Source organism: Streptomyces sp. DSM 120436 (assembly GCF_055778765.1).
The window spans coordinates 3,696,785-3,712,673 of record NZ_JBSKBS010000001.1; the positions used below are offsets into that span (position 1 = coordinate 3,696,785).

Consider the following 15,889-nt stretch of genomic DNA (forward strand, 5'->3'; position numbering starts at 1 on the left):
GACGCCCGCGCCGCCGGGTCCCGCTTCCCGTGCGCCGTGATCGACGCGGTCGTCCGGCCGGCGGTTCTGGCAGTCCCGCTGCCGGTGGCCCTACTGCCGGTACCCGCTCAGGAAGCGCCCGATGCGGCCGATCGCCGCCTCCAGGTCCTCCGCGTGGGGGAGGGTGAGGATGCGGAAGTGGTCGGGGGAGGGCCAGTTGAAGCCGGTGCCCTGGACGACCTGGATCTTCTCGCGGAGCAGCAGGTCCAGGACGAACCTCTCGTCGTCGTGGATCCTGTGCACCTTCGGGTCCAGCCGCGGGAAGGCGTACAGCGCGCCCTTCGGCTTCACGCAGCTCACGCCCGGGATCTCGTTCAGCCTCTCCCAGGCCACGTCCCGCTGCTCGCGCAGCCTGCCGCCCGGGGCGGTGAGGTCCCGGATGGACTGCCGGCCGCCCAGCGCGGCCTGAATGGCGTACTGCGCGGGCGCGTTGGCGCACAGCCGCATCGACGCCAGCATGGTCAGGCCCTCGAGGTAGTCCTTCGCGTGCTGCCTGGGACCGGTGACCACCAGCCAGCCCGAGCGGAACCCCGCCACCCGGTACGTCTTGGACAGGCCGCAGAACGTCAGCACGACCAGGTCGGGGGCGAGCGCGGCGGCCGAGTGGTGCACGGCGTCGTCGTACAGGATCTGGTCGTAGATCTCGTCGGCGAAGACCATCAGGCCGTGTCGGCGGGCCAGGTCGAGGATGCCCTCGACGACCTCCTTCGGATACACCGCGCCCGTCGGGTTGTTGGGGTTGATGACGACGACGGCCTTGGTGCGGTCGGTGATCTTCGCGGCCATGTCGTCCAGGTCCGGGTACCAGTCGGCCTGCTCGTCGCAGAGGTAGTGCACCGCCTTGCCGCCGGCCAGGGTGGTCACCGCCGTCCACAGCGGGAAGTCCGGCGCGGGGACGAGGATCTCGTCGCCGTCCTCCAGCAGGGCCTGCACCGCCATGGACACCAGCTCGGAGACGCCGTTGCCGAGGAAGACGTCGTCGACGTCGACCTCCAGGCCGAGCGTCTGGTAGCGCTGGGCCACCGCGCGGCGGGCGGAGAGGACGCCGCGCGAGTCGGTGTACCCGTGCGCCCGGGGAAGCATCCGGATCATGTCCTGGAGGATCTCCTCCGGCGCTTCGAAACCGAACAGGGCCGGGTTGCCGGTGTTGAGGCGCAGCACGCTGTGCCCCGCCTCCTCCAGCGCGTCGGCGTGCTCGATCACCGGGCCGCGGATCTCGTAACAGACCTCGCTGAGCTTGCTCGACTGCCGGAACTCCATGCGTCCCTCCGGTTTCTGGTGTTACTTGGTTTTACCAAGTGGCTGCTTGGAAAGTCCAACGACATGTCTAGACTGCGGGGCATGCCACCTCGCCGAAGCTACGACCAGTACTGCTCCGCCGCCCGCGCGCTCGACGTCGTCGGCGACCGCTGGACCCTGCTGATCGTCCGGGAACTGCTGGCCGGCCCGCGCCGCTACACCGACCTGCACGCGGACCTCCCGGGCGTCAGCACGGACGTACTGGCCTCACGGCTGAAGGACATGGAGCGCGACGGCCTCACCACCCGCCGCCGTCTCCCCCCGCCCGGCGCGGCCTACGTCTATGAACTCACCCCGCGTGGACGCGAGTTGCTGCCCGTCCTCCAGGTGCTGGGCGCCTGGGGCCAGGCCGAGCTCGGCGAGCGCCGGCCGACGGACGCGGTACGCGCCCACTGGTTCGCCCTGCCGCTGCTGCGGGCGCTGGAGGGTGAGGGACTGGTCGAAGTACGCCTGGAGGAAGGCCGCTTCCACGTCCACGCCGGCGCGGCCGAGGGCCCCGTCTACGGCGACGGCCCGGCCCCCGCCGACCCCGACGCCGTCCTCACCCTCGACACGCCCACCTGCATCGCCGTCGGCCGAGGTGACCTTCTCCTCGCGGAGGCGATCCGTGCGGGCCGCGTCGAGGTGACGGGGGACGGTCCTCTGGCGAAGCAGCTCCGGGAGGGGTGACGCCGTCCCGGCCGGAAGCAGGACGTCCCGGACTTCGCCGGGCGCCGGGGCCGGGGCCGCGCCGTGCGTCGGATGCCGTCCGCCGACATGGTCAGCCCGATCCCGTTCCTCGCCGTCCCGCTCATCTTCCTCAGCACCGGCGTGCGTTCCGGGGACTACGACGTCTCGAAGCCGTGGCACGCTCACCTGTTCGAGTGGGCCTCGCGGGTGGGCGGCATCGCCACCGCGCTCGCCCTGGGCCTGGGCCGGGTCCCCCTCTTCCTCCCGGACGAGGGGACCCCGTCCACGTGGCCTTCGTGGCCGTCCCCGGACCGGTGGGGTGCTGTGCGCCATCGCCCTGGGGCTGGAGATGCTCCGGCAACGGTGGCAGCCCTCCTGACGACCGCCCCGCGGTGACGGCACGCCCCCTCCGGCGGGGCATGACGAGGTCGCGCGCGGTACGTACGCGGACCACCCCGCAGGGGAGCGGCGGACCGTGCTCCCGGCGTCCGGGCGGGTTCCGCCGTCCTCGCCCGCACGGCGTTCACCGCCGGCGCGGTGCGCCGGACCGACGCCGCACCCGAATCCGCGCACACGGCCCGGACCTGCGGAAGGCCCGCACGAGGCGGGCCTTCCCGGTGAGACGCGGACAGGGGGCGCCTACGCCCCCGGCGGGACATGCCTCGGCCGCCCCGGCCCCCGCGTCAGGCGGTAGCCGAAGGCGCCCGCCAGGGCCGCCAGCGCGCCGCCCGCCGCCGTCCAGATCCAGCGGTCGGACCACCAGCCCGACGTCCAGCCGTCCTCCGGTCCCAGACCGGCCAGCACGGCGGACGGCGAGTCGTCGTCCGCCTCCCCCTCCGGCCGGGAGGCGATGCCCGGCACCAGCGGCTCGGACAGCGCGCCGTCGACCGCCGCCGCGCCGCCCATGTCCTCGGACCCGACGCGCAGTTCGGCGTCGACCGGCTGGCCCAGGTCGTCCGCCGACAGCTTCAGCGCCGTCAGGCGCACGTAGTACGTGCCGGGCAGCGGGTCGTCGGCCCACGGCTCCGACCAGGCGCGGACCGTGCGCAGCACGCAGGCCAGCTCCACGCTCGTCGCGCCCGCCCCGGCGGTGCGGGTCTGCGCGCCGTACTGGCAGGCCTGGCGGCGGCGCAGCCCGTCGTACACGTCGACCTGCCACGTCTGGGCGGCGTGGCTCTCCGGCAGCCTCACCGTCGCCCGGACGGTGGGCCGCTGCCCGGCGTCCGCGGGGAACGACCAGTACAGGTAGTCACCCGTGGAGGCCCGCGCCGTGGCGGTCCGCCCCTGCTCGACCTCCGCGGCGGTGCGGAACGACGTCCCCGCGCGGGTCGGTCCGCCGCCGTCGCCGGAGGCTTCCGGGGACGGCGAGGAGTCGGCCGCGGCGGGCGCGGCGGCCAGGCCCAGCGTCAGCAGGGCGGCACTCAGTACACGTACGGCACGCATCAGTTGCTCCTCCAGACGGCGACCCGCCAGCGGGACAGCCAGCCCCAGACGAGACCGGTGAGGAAGCCGGTCACGACCAGCGCGCCGAGCAGCCACCAGCCCCGGCCCAGGCCGAAGGAGGCGACGTCGCCGGCGTCGTCCGGGCCGTCCACGACGTCGACCGTCAGCTCCAGCGGCAGACCGGGCGTGGTCTTCACCCCGGCGTCCGCCGAGAAGGAGGTGGTCACCCCGAGGCACACCGTCTCCGTCGCCGGCTTGCCGCTGTCGTCGTCCAGCTCCGGCTTGGGGTAGCGCAGCCCCGTGGACACCACGTCCGTACGGCCGTGGCCCGTGGCCTCGCCGCGCACGATCTCCCGGCCGTGCGTGGTGACCGCGCGCATCAGGATCCCGTGGTCGGGGCGCACGGCGCGGTCCGCGGCGACGCTCACCGAGGCGCGCAGCTCCTGCCCGGCGAGCAGCTCCACGCGGTACCAGCGCTGCCGGCCGAACTCCTCGCGGTCGGTGTAGAGACCGGACGTCAGCTCGGGCGCCCGCGCGCACGAGCCGGCGCCCTCGGTGGCGACCGGGGTCACCGTCGGCTCGGCCGCCCGGTCGACCAACTCGTTGACACGGTCGGTCAGTTCGTCCTGGTGCTCGATGGAGGTGTAGGTGCCGCCGGTCGCCTCGGCGATGCAGCTGAGCTGCCGGCTCAGCTCGGCGTTCGGCACCAGGCCCAGCGTGTCGATGGTCAGGCCGATGCCCTTGGCCGCGATCTCGCGGGCCACCTCGCACGGGTCGAGCGGGGCGCAGGTGTCCTCGCCGTCGCTGATCAGCACGATCCGCTTCGAGCCGTCGCCGCCGTCGAGGTCGTCGGCCGCCTTCAGCAGCGCCGGGCCGATCGGGGTCCAGCCGGTCGGGACGAGGGTCGCCACCGCCGTCTTCGCCTCGGTGCGGTCCAGCGGGCCGACCGGGTAGAGCTGCGCGGTGTCCTTGCAGCCCTCCTTGCGGTCGTCACCGGCGTAGTCCGCGCCGAGGGTGCGGATGCCGAGCCGCACCCCCTCCGGCGTCGCGTCCAGCACCTCGTTGAACGCCTGCTTCGCCGCCGCCATCCGGGACTGGCCGTCGATGTCCCTGGCGCGCATCGAGCCGCTGACGTCGAGGACGAGGTCGACCTTGGGCGCGTCGTCGCCCGTGGGTTCATCGGCGGCGGCCCCGGGCGGGAAGGCGATCCCGGCCGTCAGGGCGGCGAGCAGGGCCATCGCGCCTGCGACCGGCCGTGTTCTTCTGATCATCGGCGGATCCTATTGACCGGGAGCACCGCCCTCCAAAACGGGCCGTCACCCGGACCCGAATCGCAGCGGATTGGGCAGTTCCGCCCACTGGTCGCCCGCCGTGCCCGGCGAGAGCCGCATCAGCGTCAGTGCCTTCGCCGGCAGCGGTCCGCCGAGCAGCGCCGCCAGGTCGCCGGTGCGCGGCAGATCCCCCGCGACGTCCTCCAGCGCCGCCCGCAGCGCCTCGCCGGACCCCGCCGTCCCGGCCAGCGCGCCCGCCACCAGCGAGCCGAACAGCTTGCGGCGCAGGGCCCTCACGTCGTCCGTGATCATGCGGTCCGGCACGTCCGGCACCGGGATGCCGCATCGGGCCAGCCGCGCCGGAGAGATCCGCAGATCGGCCAGGTCCCGGTAGACCAGCCGCACCGGCTCCCCGTCCGGCGACAGCACCACGAGCAGGTTCTGCCCGTGCGCCTCCAGCGCCACCCCCAGCTCCAGCAGCCGCAGCCCGGCCGTGAGCGCCAGCCGCGCCAGCCGGGCCAGACGGGCGGGGGAGCGGGGCAGCTCCGTGGCGGCCAGCGCCGCCACCGGCACCACCCGCTCCCCGGGCCCCGCGTACTCCTCCGGCGACTCGCGCAGCAGCGCCGCCAGATCGGGCGAACCGGCCGCCACCGCGCCCAGCGTGCGGGTGATGTGCAGCAGCCCGCCCGTACGCGCCGCCACGGCCTGCCCGAAGTCCGACAGCACCGCCGAGGCGGCGACCGACCCGAGCGAGATGTCCCGCACCGAGGACGTCAACCGGGCGCTCAGCGCCGTCTTGACGTGCGGCCCGTCCGGCAGCGCGAGGGTGCGCAGCGCCATCAGCGGATGCGCCGCCAGCGCCCCCTCACCCGCCCGCTTCAGCACGTGCGCCGCCTGCCACGGGTGCACCGGCACCAGCACCCGGCCCCCCTCCCGCAGCCACCCCGGCCACCCTCCCGACACCAGGCACTCCCCGGCCGGCACCGGCAGCAGCCCCAGCTCCACCACCGGCCGGTGCTCGGGCCCGTACGCGAGCTGTTCGGCCACCGAGAAGCCGGGCCGGGAACGGCAGGCGGGGTGGAAGGGGTGCCCGTCGACCACCCGCTGCTCCCACTCCCAGTCCCGCACCGGCGCCGGACCCCCGACGGCCCGCTGCCCCGCCCGTGACAGGGCCAACGACGCCGTGCTGTGCGCCAGTTCGGCGGCGAACGAGACCGAGTGCGGCACCGCGAGGTCCGTCATCAGCCGCGCCGGGTCGTCGTACGCCCTCCCGTCCAGCCGTACGGCGGTCACGCGGGCGTCCGTCGCGCAGGGGTCCGCGGGCGGCCCCTCCAGGCGCCGCCCGTCCGCCAGCCGCAGGACCACCCCGGAACGACCCTCCGCCCGGCCCGTCACCCACGGCAGCGGGTCGTGCGTCAGCCCGCGCCACAACCGGGTCAGCACCGCCGCGCGGGCACCGGGCAGCGCCCCCGTGTACGCCGGCAGCAGAGCGGGCCGCACGACGGCCAGCTCCTCGGCGATCCCGGCCTCGGCGGTGGGGGGACGCTGCACGGACACGCTCCTCGCATCGGCGGAAAGGCGGGACGTCCGGAGGGACGGTGCCAGACATACTGATCGTCTCCGCCGGACAGACCGTAGGGAACCAGAACGCGTGGACCTCATGCCCCCGCACGCAGACGACGACGCGGCGAGCCGCGCCGACCTGGCCGGCCGTGCCGACGCCCACGCGGCCGTCCCGCTGCTGAACTGCCTCCTGCGCGAAGTGGCCGAGCCCCTGCCCGGGCCCGCCCGCCCGGACGGCCCCCGGACCTACCGCCTGCCCCGCACCCGCCGGCTGCTGCGCGTGCGCGGCGCCCGCCGCCCGACCGCGCCCGAGGTGCACACGGCCGGGGCCTGGCACCGGCTGACCCACACCGGACTGGTCGAACTCGTCACCGAGGAACTGCGCCGGCACACCGGCCGCTCCCCCCGCGAACTGCCCGCCGAGATGCTCGACAGCCGCGACGCGGTCGCCGCGCTGCTCGCCGCCCGCGACCGGGCCGACCCGCCCGACGACCCGTACCTGCGCTCGGAGCAGTCCCTGGTCACCGGCCACACCCACCACCCCGCCCCGAAGGCCCGCGGCGGCGGCCCCGCGGCCGCCTGGCTGCCGTACGCGCCGGAGGCGTACGCCCGCTTCCCGCTGACCCTGCTGGGCGTGCGCGAGGACACCGTGGTGGACGAGGGCGACACCGCCGCCCTGGACCGCCTGGGCGCCGCCCCGCCCGGCTACCGGCTGCTGCCGGCCCACCCCTGGCAGCTCGACCTCGCCGCCGGCGACCTCGCCCCCGCGTTCGCCGACGGCCGCCTGCTCCGGCTCGGGGAGACGCCCTGGCCGGTGTGGCCGACGGCCGCCGTCCGCACCGTCTACGCGCCCGGTGACGACCTCTTCCTCAAGTTCAGCCTCGACGTGCGCATCACCAACGACATCCGCCGGCTGTGGCGCCACGACCTGGCGCGCCTGCGCGCCACCGACACGGCCGCACGGGACGCCTTCGACGGCGGTCCCGCGGGCGGCGCCTGGCTGAGCGACCGGGGGCACCGCACCGCGGACTTCGCCGTCGAGCAACTGGCCGTCGTGGTCCGCGACGGGTTCCGCGGCCACCTGGCGCCGGGCGCCACCCCCTGCCTGGCCGCCGCCCTGGTGGAGGGCTTCGACGGCGATCCGCTCGCCGCCACCGCCCGCCCGGACGCCTGGTGGGAGGCCTACCTATCCCGGGTCGTCCCCCCCGCCCTCGCCGCCTTCCACCGGCACGGCGTGGTCCTGGAGGCGCACCTGCAGAACACGCTGATCGCCGTCGACGGGGACGGCATGCCGGTACAGGCCCTCTACCGCGACGCCGAGGGGGTGAAGCTGCTCCCGTCCCCGCACCGCCCGCACGACGTGCCGACGGTCACCCGGGAGGCCGGGTGGGAACGCCTCGTGTACTGCCTGGTCGTCAACCACCTCATGGAGATCGCCGCCGCCCTCGCCGAGCACCACCCCGACCTCGACCCCTGGCCCGCGGCCCGCCGCGAACTGGCCCGGCACGACCTCCCCGAGATCCCCGCCCTGCTGACCGCGCCCACCCTGCCCGCCAAGACCAACCTCCTCCTGCGCTGGACGGCGGCCGACGGCGCCGCCGCCCGCTACCGCCCGCTGCCCAACCCGCTGTCCGGCCGGTGAGCACGCCCCGAACAGGGGCCGACGAGGGGCGCCGGACGCCCGCGTGCCCTACCCTCGGGACGAGGGCGACCGCCGCCCGATCGTGCCCCGAGGAGGCGGGCCCGTGCATGACGTGCCGTTCTGGCTCTGGATCGCGTTCGGCGTCACCGTGGTGGTGTCCCTCGTGATCGACCTCGTCGCGCACCGCGCGGCCCATGTCATCGGCTTCCGCGAGGCGACCGCCTGGAGCGCCGGGTGGATCGGCCTGGCCATCCTCTTCGGAGGCGTCGTCTTCCTCGTCGTCGGCACCGACGCGGGCGTGGAGTACACCACCGCGTGGCTGCTGGAGAAGAGCCTGTCCGTCGACAACCTCTTCGTCTTCGCGCTGATCTTCGGCTACTTCAAGGTGCCCCGCGCCTACCAGCACCGGGTGCTGTTCCTCGGCGTCCTCGGCGCCCTGGTCTTCCGCGGCCTGTTCCTCGCGGCCGGCGTGGCCGTGGTCAGCCGCTTCACCGCCGTGCTGTTCGTCTTCGCCGCGATCCTCTTCTGGAGCACCTACAAGATCCTCAAGGGTGAGGAGGACAGCTTCGACCCGGGGAAGAGCCTCGCGGTCCGGCTGCTGCGCAAGGTGGTCCCCGTACAGGACGAGTACGCGGGCCCGCACTTCTTCGTCAAGGAGGCGGGCCGGCGGGTGGCGACCCCGCTGCTCGCGGTCGTCGTCGCCATCGAGGCCGCCGACCTCCTCTTCGCCGTCGACAGCGTGCCCGCCGTCCTCGCCGTCAGCGACGACATCTTCATCGTCTACTCCAGCAACGCCTTCGCCATCCTCGGCCTGCGCGCCCTGTACTTCATGCTGGCCGGGCTGCTCGACCGCTTCCACTACCTCAGCGTCGGCCTCGCGGTGATCCTCGGCTTCATCGGCGTCAAGCTCGTCCTCCAGGCGACCCACAAGACCGTCAGCACCACCGTCCCCGAGATCCCGTCCCTGGTCAGCCTCGCCGTCATCGTCGTCGTCCTGGCCGTGTCGATCGGGGTCAGCATGGCGCGGCCCCCGGTGGAGAAGGCCGGCAAGGGGGAGCCGGGGGAGCCCGGACAACGGTCTGACGAGCCCATGTGAAACGGGCCGGTCCACGGAGCGGAGCACACCGTCCCCCCACGTGTCGCGCCCCTTCACCGGCCCGCGGGGCGTCCGTGCCGTCGGCCCGGGGCGCGGGCGTGGCCGCAGGAACCGCTGTCACGCCCGGTCACTATGCTCATTGCGTGCCGGGGCCGGCAGGGAAGGGGCGCACCGTGATCGACGGGCTGAGACAGGTGACCACCACGCGCTATGTCACACCCCTGCGCTCCGGAGGATCCGTCCCCGGGGTCTTCGAGGCCGACGACCTCGGGACGTACGTGGTCAAGTTCACCGGGTCGGCACAGGGCCGCAAGGCGCTGGTCGCCGAGGTGATCGTCGGGGAGCTGGCGCGGGCGCTCGGCCTGCGCTTCCCCGAGCTGGTGCTGGCGCACTTCGATCCGGCGGTCGCCGACGCCGAACCCCACCAGGAGGTGCGCGAACTGCACGCCTCCAGCGCCGGGACCAACCTCGGCATGGACTATCTGCCGGGAGCGCGGGACTTCACCCCCGAGGTCGCGGAGGCCTTCCCGGTCGACCCGCTGGAGGCCGGCCGCATCGTCTGGCTGGACGCCCTCACGGTCAACGTGGACCGGACCGTCCACAGCTCCAACCTGGTGGTGTGGCCGACGCTCGGAGTCGCACCGCCGAGGCTGTGGCTCATCGACCACGGCGCCGCCCTCGTCTTCCACCACCGCTGGGAGGGGTCCGACCCGGCCAAGGCGTACGACTTCCGGCACCACGCCCTCGGCCGGTACGGGCCCGACGTCCGCGCGGCGGACGACGAGCTGGCGCCGAAGGTGACCGAGGACCTGCTGCGGTCCGTCGCGGCCGAGGTCCCCGACGCGTGGCTGGTGAACGACTCCCGGTTCAGCACGCCGGACGAGGTCCGGGAGGCGTACGTGGCGTATCTGCACGCCCGCGCGAGGTCCTCGGCGTCCTGGCTGCCCACCGACTTCCCCTCGGCGCGGGAACTCGACGAGGAGAACGCCCGGCGGGCGGCGCTGACGCAGCGGGGGCGCCCCGACTGGCTGAAGCGCGTTCCCGACCTGCACGGCAAACCGGCGGCGGAACAGGACTGGTCGGTGCACCTGGGGCGACAGCCCTAGCGGTCCGAGCCGGAGACGCGTCGGCAGCGGGCGTCCCGGACGGCTCGCGGGCCGCCCGGGACGTGCCGGCCCGCTTCAGCCCTCGAGCTGCTCGTGCGCCGGCGGGGTGAGGGAGCCGGCGTGGTCCTCGTCGAGGGCGGCCTTCAGCGGCAGGTCGTGCGCCTGCGCGCGGTGCCTGCCCCGTGCGCCGGGGAGGTGCCGGCTCACCCGAGGTGCGCCGGATCGGCCTCCGTGCCGATGTCGTACGGCTGCGCGATGTCACCGCACTCGACCGGTTCCACGCCGGCCGCGTGCTCCCCGAGACAGGCGCGGACCCCTCGGTCGCCGGTGGCGGTCGCGGCGGTCCCGGCCCGGTGCGCGGCGCCGAACCGCACCGGATGGCCGCGTGCGCCGCCGTACGCGGCCGGGACCAGCGAGTGCGGCGACCGGTACGCGCGCCGCACCCGGGTGACCGCCCCCGGGCCGGTCCCCGGCTGGTCCACCAGCAGGACGAGCGCGGCCCGCGCGTCCGTGCCCGCCGGCGAGTCCAGCCCCGCCCGCAAGGAGGCGCCCATGCCCTGCTCCCGGTCCGGGTGGTCCACCGGCGCGCAGCCCGGCAGCGCGACGCGGGCGCGCACCTCCTCGGCGTGCGTCCCGAGCACCACGTGCACGCCCGCGCAGCCGCCCGCGCGGAGCGCCTGCGCCGCGTGCTCCACGAGGAGCCGTCCCCGGTGCGGGAGCAGGGCCTTGGGGCGTCCGCCGCGCCGGCGTCCGCCGCCCGCGGCCAGCAGCAGGCCGGCCACCCGGTCGTCGTCGTCCGTCACGGGTCCTGCACACCCCACGTCCGGCCGCCCGTCCGGGTGTCCTGTGCCGGGGGAGGCCTCGGGCCACGGTGTCACGCTGCGGAACAAACCGATGACGCAGCGGACTGGCGCAAAGGCCCCGAGGTGGCGTTTACTGGCGCGCACCGGTCCGCGGGGGCGCGTCGGGCCGGTCAGGGGAGGCGCGCGACGACCTGCCAGGGGGAGGACTGTGGTGCGAGGCGTGGACCAGAGGTGTGTGCCCGGCAGCCAGGTGGACCCGCGTGTGACGGAGCTGCGCTCCGCCGTGGCCCGCTTACGCCGCCAACTGGCCGCCCACCGTGCTGAGTTCCGGGACCGGACCATCGCGGAGGAGGCGCTCGCCACGCTGGCCGGACTGGCCGCCGCCGACCGTCCCGACATACCGATGCTGCGCCGCTCCCTCCTGCTCGTCGCCGGAGCCATCGGCTCGGTGAGCGCCCTGGGGGACGGCCTGCGTCAACTCCGCGAGGCGGTCGACCTCTTCGGCCCGTCACCCCGCCCCTGACGCACGGGTGTGCGGGGCGTCGGCCCCGCGGGTGATCCTTCCGGTGCGAGCCGGACCTCGGGAGGATGCCCGCCCGCTCGGACGCTTGCGGGTCCTTCGCCTTGACGATGCCCCCCGTCCGGTCCGAGGCGTCTGGCGGCCTCCGGAGCCGGACGTGATGACCGTGGGCGGGCGGGGCGGTCTCAGGCGGCCGGTCCGCCCGGGGCCGTCAGGGCCTCGGAGAGTTCCGCCGCGACCTGCCGCAGCACCGGGACGATCCGCTCCGTCGCCGCATCCGTGACGCGGCCCGCCGGGCCGGAGACGGAGACGGCCGCCGCCGTGGGGGCGTCCGGCACCGGCACCGCCAGGCAGCGCACGCCGATCTCCTGCTCGTTGTCGTCGATGGCGTACCCCTGCCGGCGCACCTCCTCCAGGGCGGCGAGGAAGCCCTCCGGCGTGGTGATGGTCTTCTCCGTGGCCGCCGGCATGCCCGTGCGGCCCAGCAGCGCCCGCACCTCCTCCGGCGGGAACCCGGCCAGCAGCGCCTTGCCCACCCCCGTGGAGTGCGGCAGCACCCGCCGCCCCACCTCGGTGAACATCCGCATCGAGTGCTTCGACGGCACCTGCGCCACGTACACGATCTCGTCCCCGTCCAGCAGGGCCATGTTCGCCGTCTCGCCGGTCTCCTCCACCAGCCGTGCCAGGTACGGCCGCGCCCAGGTGCCCAGCAGCCGGGACGCCGACTCGCCGAGGCGGATCAGGCGCGGGCCGAGCGCGTACCGCCGGTTGGGCTGCTGGCGCACGTAGCCGCAGACGACGAGGGTGCGCATCAGGCGGTGGATCGTCGGCAGCGGCAGACCGCTGCCGGCGGACAGCTCGCTCAGGCCGACCTCGCCGCCCGCGTCCGCCATCCGCTCCAGCAGGTCGAAGGCGCGCTCGAGGGACTGCACGCCGCCACTGGCGGCGGGCCGGGCGGAGCCGGTGGTGCTGGCGCTGGACGTCGGCACGGCGCGTTCCTTTCGGGGCTGGCGGGAGGTCAGAAGCCTACCCGGCGGCCGGTCGACGGCCGTTCGTACGGATCTGCGTCCTGTGGGACGGAGGCGTGATTCCGTTTCGTGGAAGCTTCTGGGCGTGGCGGTCACGCCGCCGGGGCGACGGGAGCACCCTCGACGCCCACACCATCCGGCCCGGCCGCTCCCGGAAGACGGAAGACGGAAGACGGAAGACGGACGACGGCTGGGAGACCCGGCGCCGCCGCGACCATGGCCACGGCCACGACTGGATCACGCACCGCCTCGTCGCCCAGGCCCGGGTTCGCGCCCTGGAGATCGACACGCCTGCCCGAGGGGCGACGCGGCCGGCCGGGCCTCGGTGTCCGCGCGGGACGGCGAGGACGGGGAGGACGGCGACTGGCGGGGGATCCCGCCCCGCACCCGCCTCCGGCCCGACACCGACCACCGGTTCGTCCTGCCGGAACCGGCGGTGGGGACCCACGCGCGCGTGGACGTCCGCCCCGGCGGCGGCATCTCCCGCCCGCGCCTCTTCGGCTCCCTGACGGACCAGGGGACGGCCGCCCCGGAGGCACGGCGGCAGGAGCCCGGGAGCTGGTCCCCGCGAGGGTGCTCGCTCTCCGGGGAGCGAGCACCCTCCGGCAGGGTGCCTCAGGCCCCGTGCCCGCCGTCCACCGTGAACTCCGCGCCGGTCACGTACGCCGCGCCCGCCAGGTGGACGATCGTGCCCGCCACCTCCGCGGCCGTGCCGAACCGGCCCAGCGCGGTGGCTGCCGCCTGGCCGGCCGCGTACGGGCCGTCCGCCGGGTTCATCTCCGTGTCGGTCGGTCCCGGATGGACGATGTTCGCGGTGATCCCACGCTCGCCCAGCTCCCGCGCCAGCGCCTTGGTCAGCCCCACCAGCGCCGCCTTGCTCATGGCGTAGAGCGTGGCGCCGGGGCCGGCCACCCGCTGTGTCAGAGCCGAGCCGACGGTGATGATCCGGCCCCCGCCCGGCATGACGGAGGCCGCCGCGCGCGAGGCGAGGAAGACACCGCGCACGTTCACCGCGAGCACCCGGTCGACGTCGGCGGGGGAGAGGGACTCCAGCGGGCCGAGCAGGCCGACGCCCGCGTTGTTCACCAATACGTCCAGCCGGCCCAGTTCCCGGGCGGCCGCGGTCACCGCCGAGGCGGGCTCCTCCGGGTCGCCGGCGTCCGCGCGGAGGGCCACCGCGCGGCGCCCCAGCGCCTCGACGGCCCGCACGACGTCGTCCGCCGCACCCTTCGCGTTCACGTACGTCACCGCGACGTCCGCGCCCTCCCGGGCGAGCCGCAGCGCCGTCGCCGCGCCGATGCCGCGGCTGCCGCCGGTCACCAGCGCGGTCCGGCCGAGCAGGGTCTTCTCCATGGTCTGAGTGGTCATGCGTCCATCCCAGCGGCCGGGGCGCCGCGGTGCTGGCGGCGATCGGACGTCGACCTGCCGCACCGCCACCCGGTCCGGGCGGCCCGCTCCCGTTCGAGCAGGAGGGCACGGTTCTCCAGAACCGGGAGGGCGTCCCGCCCGGCCGGCGGACCGGCCGCTCCCACGAGTGCACGGTGACCACGTCCGGTTCGCCCGCCGGTTCGCCCGCCGTGTCGTCACCGGTGAGGAGGAGCAGGAGCAGGAAGACCACCGCATCGCCGACCCACCACGCCTCGTCCGACCTGATCGACCACTCCCGCCGACCGCGTCACGGGACGGGGCGGGGGCGGCGGTGACCCGCCGGGCCGGCCGTCCGGCGGGTCACCCGCCCTGCTTCCGGGTCACCTGCCGGGCTTCCCGGCCTCCGCGACGGCGAACAGGGCGACGCCCAGCACCAGCAGGGCGACGCTCGCGTAGATCTCGTGGCCGTCGAGGAACCCGGCCCGCCGCACCAGGCCCCAGTCCCCTCCGGTGAACTCCGTCACCAGACCCGCCACGCCCTGCAGCACGGCCACGAACCCCAGCACTTCCAGCAGTCGTCCCATGTCACCGACTCTGGCGCCACGGACCCCCCACCCACATCGGCCGCGGGGCGAGTCCTTTCCGACCGAGGTGGACGGCCGGAGCCGCCAGGACACCGAAAGTCTGAGGTCACGCGACTTTCGTCGACGATTCCGGCCGCGGGGCGCCGCACCGGGCGCCCACTGCCTAGATTTGTGGCCCGTGACCGATGACAAGGCGGTGAGGGCCGCCCCGGTGTACACCGGACCCCGGTGGTTCTTCCCGTCCGCCCTCATCCACGAGCTCGACCCCGACGCGAACCGCTCCGGCCGCCGGCCCCGGCGCACCGCCCGTGACTGGGTCGTCGACTTCTCCTGCTTCCTGCTCGCCGTCCTGATCGGAGTGCTCGGCGCGGAGGCGCTGCGCGACAACACCGACCTCCCGCACGCCGTCGCCGTCGTCGACCAGCTGCTCGGCGCGCTGTCGTGCGCGGTGGTCTGGCTGCGCCGGCGATGGCCGCTCGGCCTGGCCGCCGCCATGGGGCCGGTCAGCTTCGTCTCCGAGACCTCCGGCGGGGTCGCGGTCATCGCCCTGTTCACCCTCGCCGTGCACCGGCCGTTCCGGTACGTGGCCTGGGTGGCCGGCGCCCAACTGGTGCTCGTGCCGTTGTACTTCTGGTGGCGCCCCGACCCCGATCTGCCGTACGCCGCCGTCGTCGTCCTGTTCGTGGTGCTGACGGTCGCCGTCGTCGGCTGGGGCATGTTCGTCCGGTCCAAGCGGCAGCTCATGCTCAGCCTGCGGGACCGGGCCCGGCGGGCCGAGACGGAGGCGCGGCTGCGGGCCGAACAGGCGCAGCGGCTCGCCCGCGAGGCCATCGCACGGGAGATGCACGACGTGCTCGCGCACCGGCTGACCCTGCTCAGCGTGCACGCGGGCGCCCTGGAGTTCCGGCCCGACGCCCCACGCGACGAGATCGCACGGGCGGCCGGCGTGATCCGGGAGAGCGCCCACGAGGCGCTCCAGGACCTGCGGGAGATCATCGGGGTGCTGCGGGCCGGCGAGAGCGAGGACGCGGGCCGCCCGCAGCCGACGCTCGCGGCGCTCGACACCCTCGTCGCCGAGTCCCGCCGGGCGGGCATGAAGGTCACCCTGGAACAGCGGGTCGGGGACGCGGGCTCCGTCCCCGCCTCCGTCGGCCGCACGGCCTACCGCATCGCCCAGGAGGGCCTGACCAACGCCCGCAAGCACGCCCCCGGCACGGAGATCACCGTGTCCGTCGCCGGCGGCCCGGGGGAGGACCTCACCGTGACCGTGCGCAACCCCGCCCCGGAAGGGGACGTACCGGCCGTGCCCGGTGCCGGACAGGGGCTGATCGGCCTCACCGAACGGGCCACCCTGGCAGGCGGCGCCCTGGAACACGGTCCCACCCCCGACGGAGGCTTCGAGGTGAGGGCGCGGCTGCCGTGGCGATGAACACCCCGGAACCCCGGTGCGCCCCGTCC

Annotated in this window: 15 protein-coding genes and 1 pseudogene; 7 read left to right on the forward strand and 9 right to left on the reverse strand. The window is 75.1% G+C overall.

Annotated elements, in window-relative coordinates; all coding sequences use genetic code 11:
• Positions 1-90 precede the first annotated feature (90 nt).
• Positions 91-1,299 (reverse strand): pyridoxal phosphate-dependent aminotransferase, encoded by a 1,209-nt coding sequence (locus tag ACWH4W_RS16530; RefSeq protein ID WP_473076491.1) that lies wholly within the window; start codon positions 1,297-1,299, stop codon positions 91-93.
• Positions 1,300-1,380: 81 nt separating this feature from the next.
• Between ACWH4W_RS16530 and ACWH4W_RS16535 the strand changes: the two genes are divergently transcribed.
• Positions 1,381-2,007, forward strand: a complete 627-nt coding sequence (locus ACWH4W_RS16535; protein WP_473076492.1) for a winged helix-turn-helix transcriptional regulator — start codon at positions 1,381-1,383, stop codon at positions 2,005-2,007.
• Positions 2,008-2,646: 639 nt separating this feature from the next.
• Here ACWH4W_RS16535 and ACWH4W_RS16540 read toward each other — a convergent pair.
• Genes ACWH4W_RS16540 through ACWH4W_RS16550 form a run of 3 tightly spaced genes read right to left on the reverse strand, consistent with a single transcriptional unit; the run spans position 2,647 to position 6,272 of the window.
• Entirely contained in the window at positions 2,647-3,450 is an 804-nt protein-coding gene (locus ACWH4W_RS16540) for a hypothetical protein (protein ID WP_473076493.1), read from the reverse strand.
• The gene (locus ACWH4W_RS16545) at positions 3,450-4,721 is read right to left on the reverse strand and encodes a VWA domain-containing protein (protein ID WP_473076494.1); all 1,272 of its coding nucleotides are present in this window, start codon (positions 4,719-4,721) and stop codon (positions 3,450-3,452) included. The genes ACWH4W_RS16540 and ACWH4W_RS16545 overlap by 1 nt, the downstream gene beginning before the upstream one ends.
• Positions 4,722-4,766: 45 nt before the next feature.
• On the reverse strand, positions 4,767-6,272 hold the full coding sequence (locus ACWH4W_RS16550) for an IucA/IucC family protein (protein ID WP_473076495.1): 1,506 nt from the start codon (positions 6,270-6,272) through the stop codon (positions 4,767-4,769).
• 109 nt (positions 6,273-6,381) lie between these two features.
• Here ACWH4W_RS16550 and ACWH4W_RS16555 point away from each other — a divergent pair, with 109 nt between their 5' ends.
• The 3 genes from ACWH4W_RS16555 (at position 6,382) to ACWH4W_RS16565 (ending at position 10,128) form a co-directional block, all read left to right on the forward strand.
• Positions 6,382-7,926 carry an IucA/IucC family protein gene (locus tag ACWH4W_RS16555; protein ID WP_473076496.1) on the forward strand — a complete coding sequence of 515 codons (1,545 nt, stop codon included), beginning with the start codon at positions 6,382-6,384 and terminating at the stop codon, positions 7,924-7,926.
• 103 nt (positions 7,927-8,029) lie between these two features.
• On the forward strand, positions 8,030-9,022 hold the full coding sequence (locus tag ACWH4W_RS16560) for a TerC family protein (protein ID WP_473076497.1): 993 nt from the start codon (positions 8,030-8,032) through the stop codon (positions 9,020-9,022).
• Positions 9,023-9,198: 176 nt separating this feature from the next.
• The gene (locus ACWH4W_RS16565) at positions 9,199-10,128 is read left to right on the forward strand and encodes a HipA family kinase (RefSeq protein WP_473077518.1); all 930 of its coding nucleotides are present in this window, start codon (positions 9,199-9,201) and stop codon (positions 10,126-10,128) included.
• Positions 10,129-10,203: 75 nt separating this feature from the next.
• Here ACWH4W_RS16565 and ACWH4W_RS16570 read toward each other — a convergent pair whose 3' ends face one another.
• Both ACWH4W_RS16570 and ACWH4W_RS16575 read right to left on the reverse strand, forming a co-directional pair.
• A complete protein-coding gene (locus ACWH4W_RS16570; RefSeq protein ID WP_473076498.1) occupies positions 10,204-10,335 on the reverse strand; it encodes a hypothetical protein in 132 nt (43 codons plus the stop codon).
• Entirely contained in the window at positions 10,332-10,931 is a 600-nt protein-coding gene (locus ACWH4W_RS16575; RefSeq protein ID WP_473076499.1) for a nucleotidyltransferase family protein, read from the reverse strand. Before ACWH4W_RS16575 ends, ACWH4W_RS16570 begins: the two co-directional genes overlap by 4 nt.
• Positions 10,932-11,151: 220 nt before the next feature.
• Here ACWH4W_RS16575 and ACWH4W_RS16580 point away from each other — a divergent pair, with 220 nt between their 5' ends.
• Positions 11,152-11,454: a DUF5955 family protein gene (locus ACWH4W_RS16580; RefSeq protein ID WP_473076500.1), complete on the forward strand. Its 303-nt coding sequence runs from the start codon at positions 11,152-11,154 to the stop codon at positions 11,452-11,454.
• 182 nt (positions 11,455-11,636) lie between these two features.
• Here ACWH4W_RS16580 and ACWH4W_RS16585 read toward each other — a convergent pair whose 3' ends face one another.
• Positions 11,637-12,440: an IclR family transcriptional regulator gene (locus tag ACWH4W_RS16585; protein ID WP_473076501.1), complete on the reverse strand. Its 804-nt coding sequence runs from the start codon at positions 12,438-12,440 to the stop codon at positions 11,637-11,639.
• A 167-nt stretch (positions 12,441-12,607) separates the two neighbouring features.
• On the opposite strand from ACWH4W_RS16585, the pseudogene ACWH4W_RS16590 reads away from it, so the two are divergent.
• Positions 12,608-13,035, forward strand: a pseudogene (locus tag ACWH4W_RS16590) (allantoicase); the annotation flags it as partial.
• 59 nt (positions 13,036-13,094) lie between these two features.
• On the opposite strand, the gene ACWH4W_RS16595 reads toward ACWH4W_RS16590, so the two are convergent.
• The gene (locus ACWH4W_RS16595) at positions 13,095-13,847 is read right to left on the reverse strand and encodes an SDR family NAD(P)-dependent oxidoreductase (protein WP_473076502.1); all 753 of its coding nucleotides are present in this window, start codon (positions 13,845-13,847) and stop codon (positions 13,095-13,097) included.
• 380 nt (positions 13,848-14,227) lie between these two features.
• On the reverse strand, positions 14,228-14,431 hold the full coding sequence (locus tag ACWH4W_RS16600; protein ID WP_473076503.1) for a hypothetical protein: 204 nt from the start codon (positions 14,429-14,431) through the stop codon (positions 14,228-14,230).
• A gap of 178 nt (positions 14,432-14,609) precedes the next feature.
• Between ACWH4W_RS16600 and ACWH4W_RS16605 the strand changes: the two genes are divergently transcribed.
• Complete coding sequence (locus tag ACWH4W_RS16605; protein WP_473076504.1) at positions 14,610-15,860, forward strand: sensor histidine kinase; 1,251 nt, start codon at positions 14,610-14,612, stop codon at positions 15,858-15,860.
• Positions 15,861-15,889: the final 29 nt, after the last annotated feature.

Bases quoted from the DNA above. Each gene is read 5' to 3' on its own strand.
- ACWH4W_RS16530 (WP_473076491.1), bottom strand. From the start codon at position 1,299: ATGGAGTTCCGGCAGTCGAGCAAGCTCAGCGAGGTCTGTTACGAGATC.
- ACWH4W_RS16535 (WP_473076492.1), top strand. From the start codon at position 1,381: ATGCCACCTCGCCGAAGCTACGACCAGTACTGCTCCGCCGCCCGCGCG.
- ACWH4W_RS16540 (WP_473076493.1), bottom strand. From the start codon at position 3,450: ATGCGTGCCGTACGTGTACTGAGTGCCGCCCTGCTGACGCTGGGCCTG.
- ACWH4W_RS16545 (WP_473076494.1), bottom strand. From the start codon at position 4,721: ATGATCAGAAGAACACGGCCGGTCGCAGGCGCGATGGCCCTGCTCGCC.
- ACWH4W_RS16555 (WP_473076496.1), top strand. From the start codon at position 6,382: ATGCCCCCGCACGCAGACGACGACGCGGCGAGCCGCGCCGACCTGGCC.
- ACWH4W_RS16595 (WP_473076502.1), bottom strand. From the start codon at position 13,847: ATGACCACTCAGACCATGGAGAAGACCCTGCTCGGCCGGACCGCGCTG.
- ACWH4W_RS16600 (WP_473076503.1), bottom strand. From the start codon at position 14,431: ATGGGACGACTGCTGGAAGTGCTGGGGTTCGTGGCCGTGCTGCAGGGC.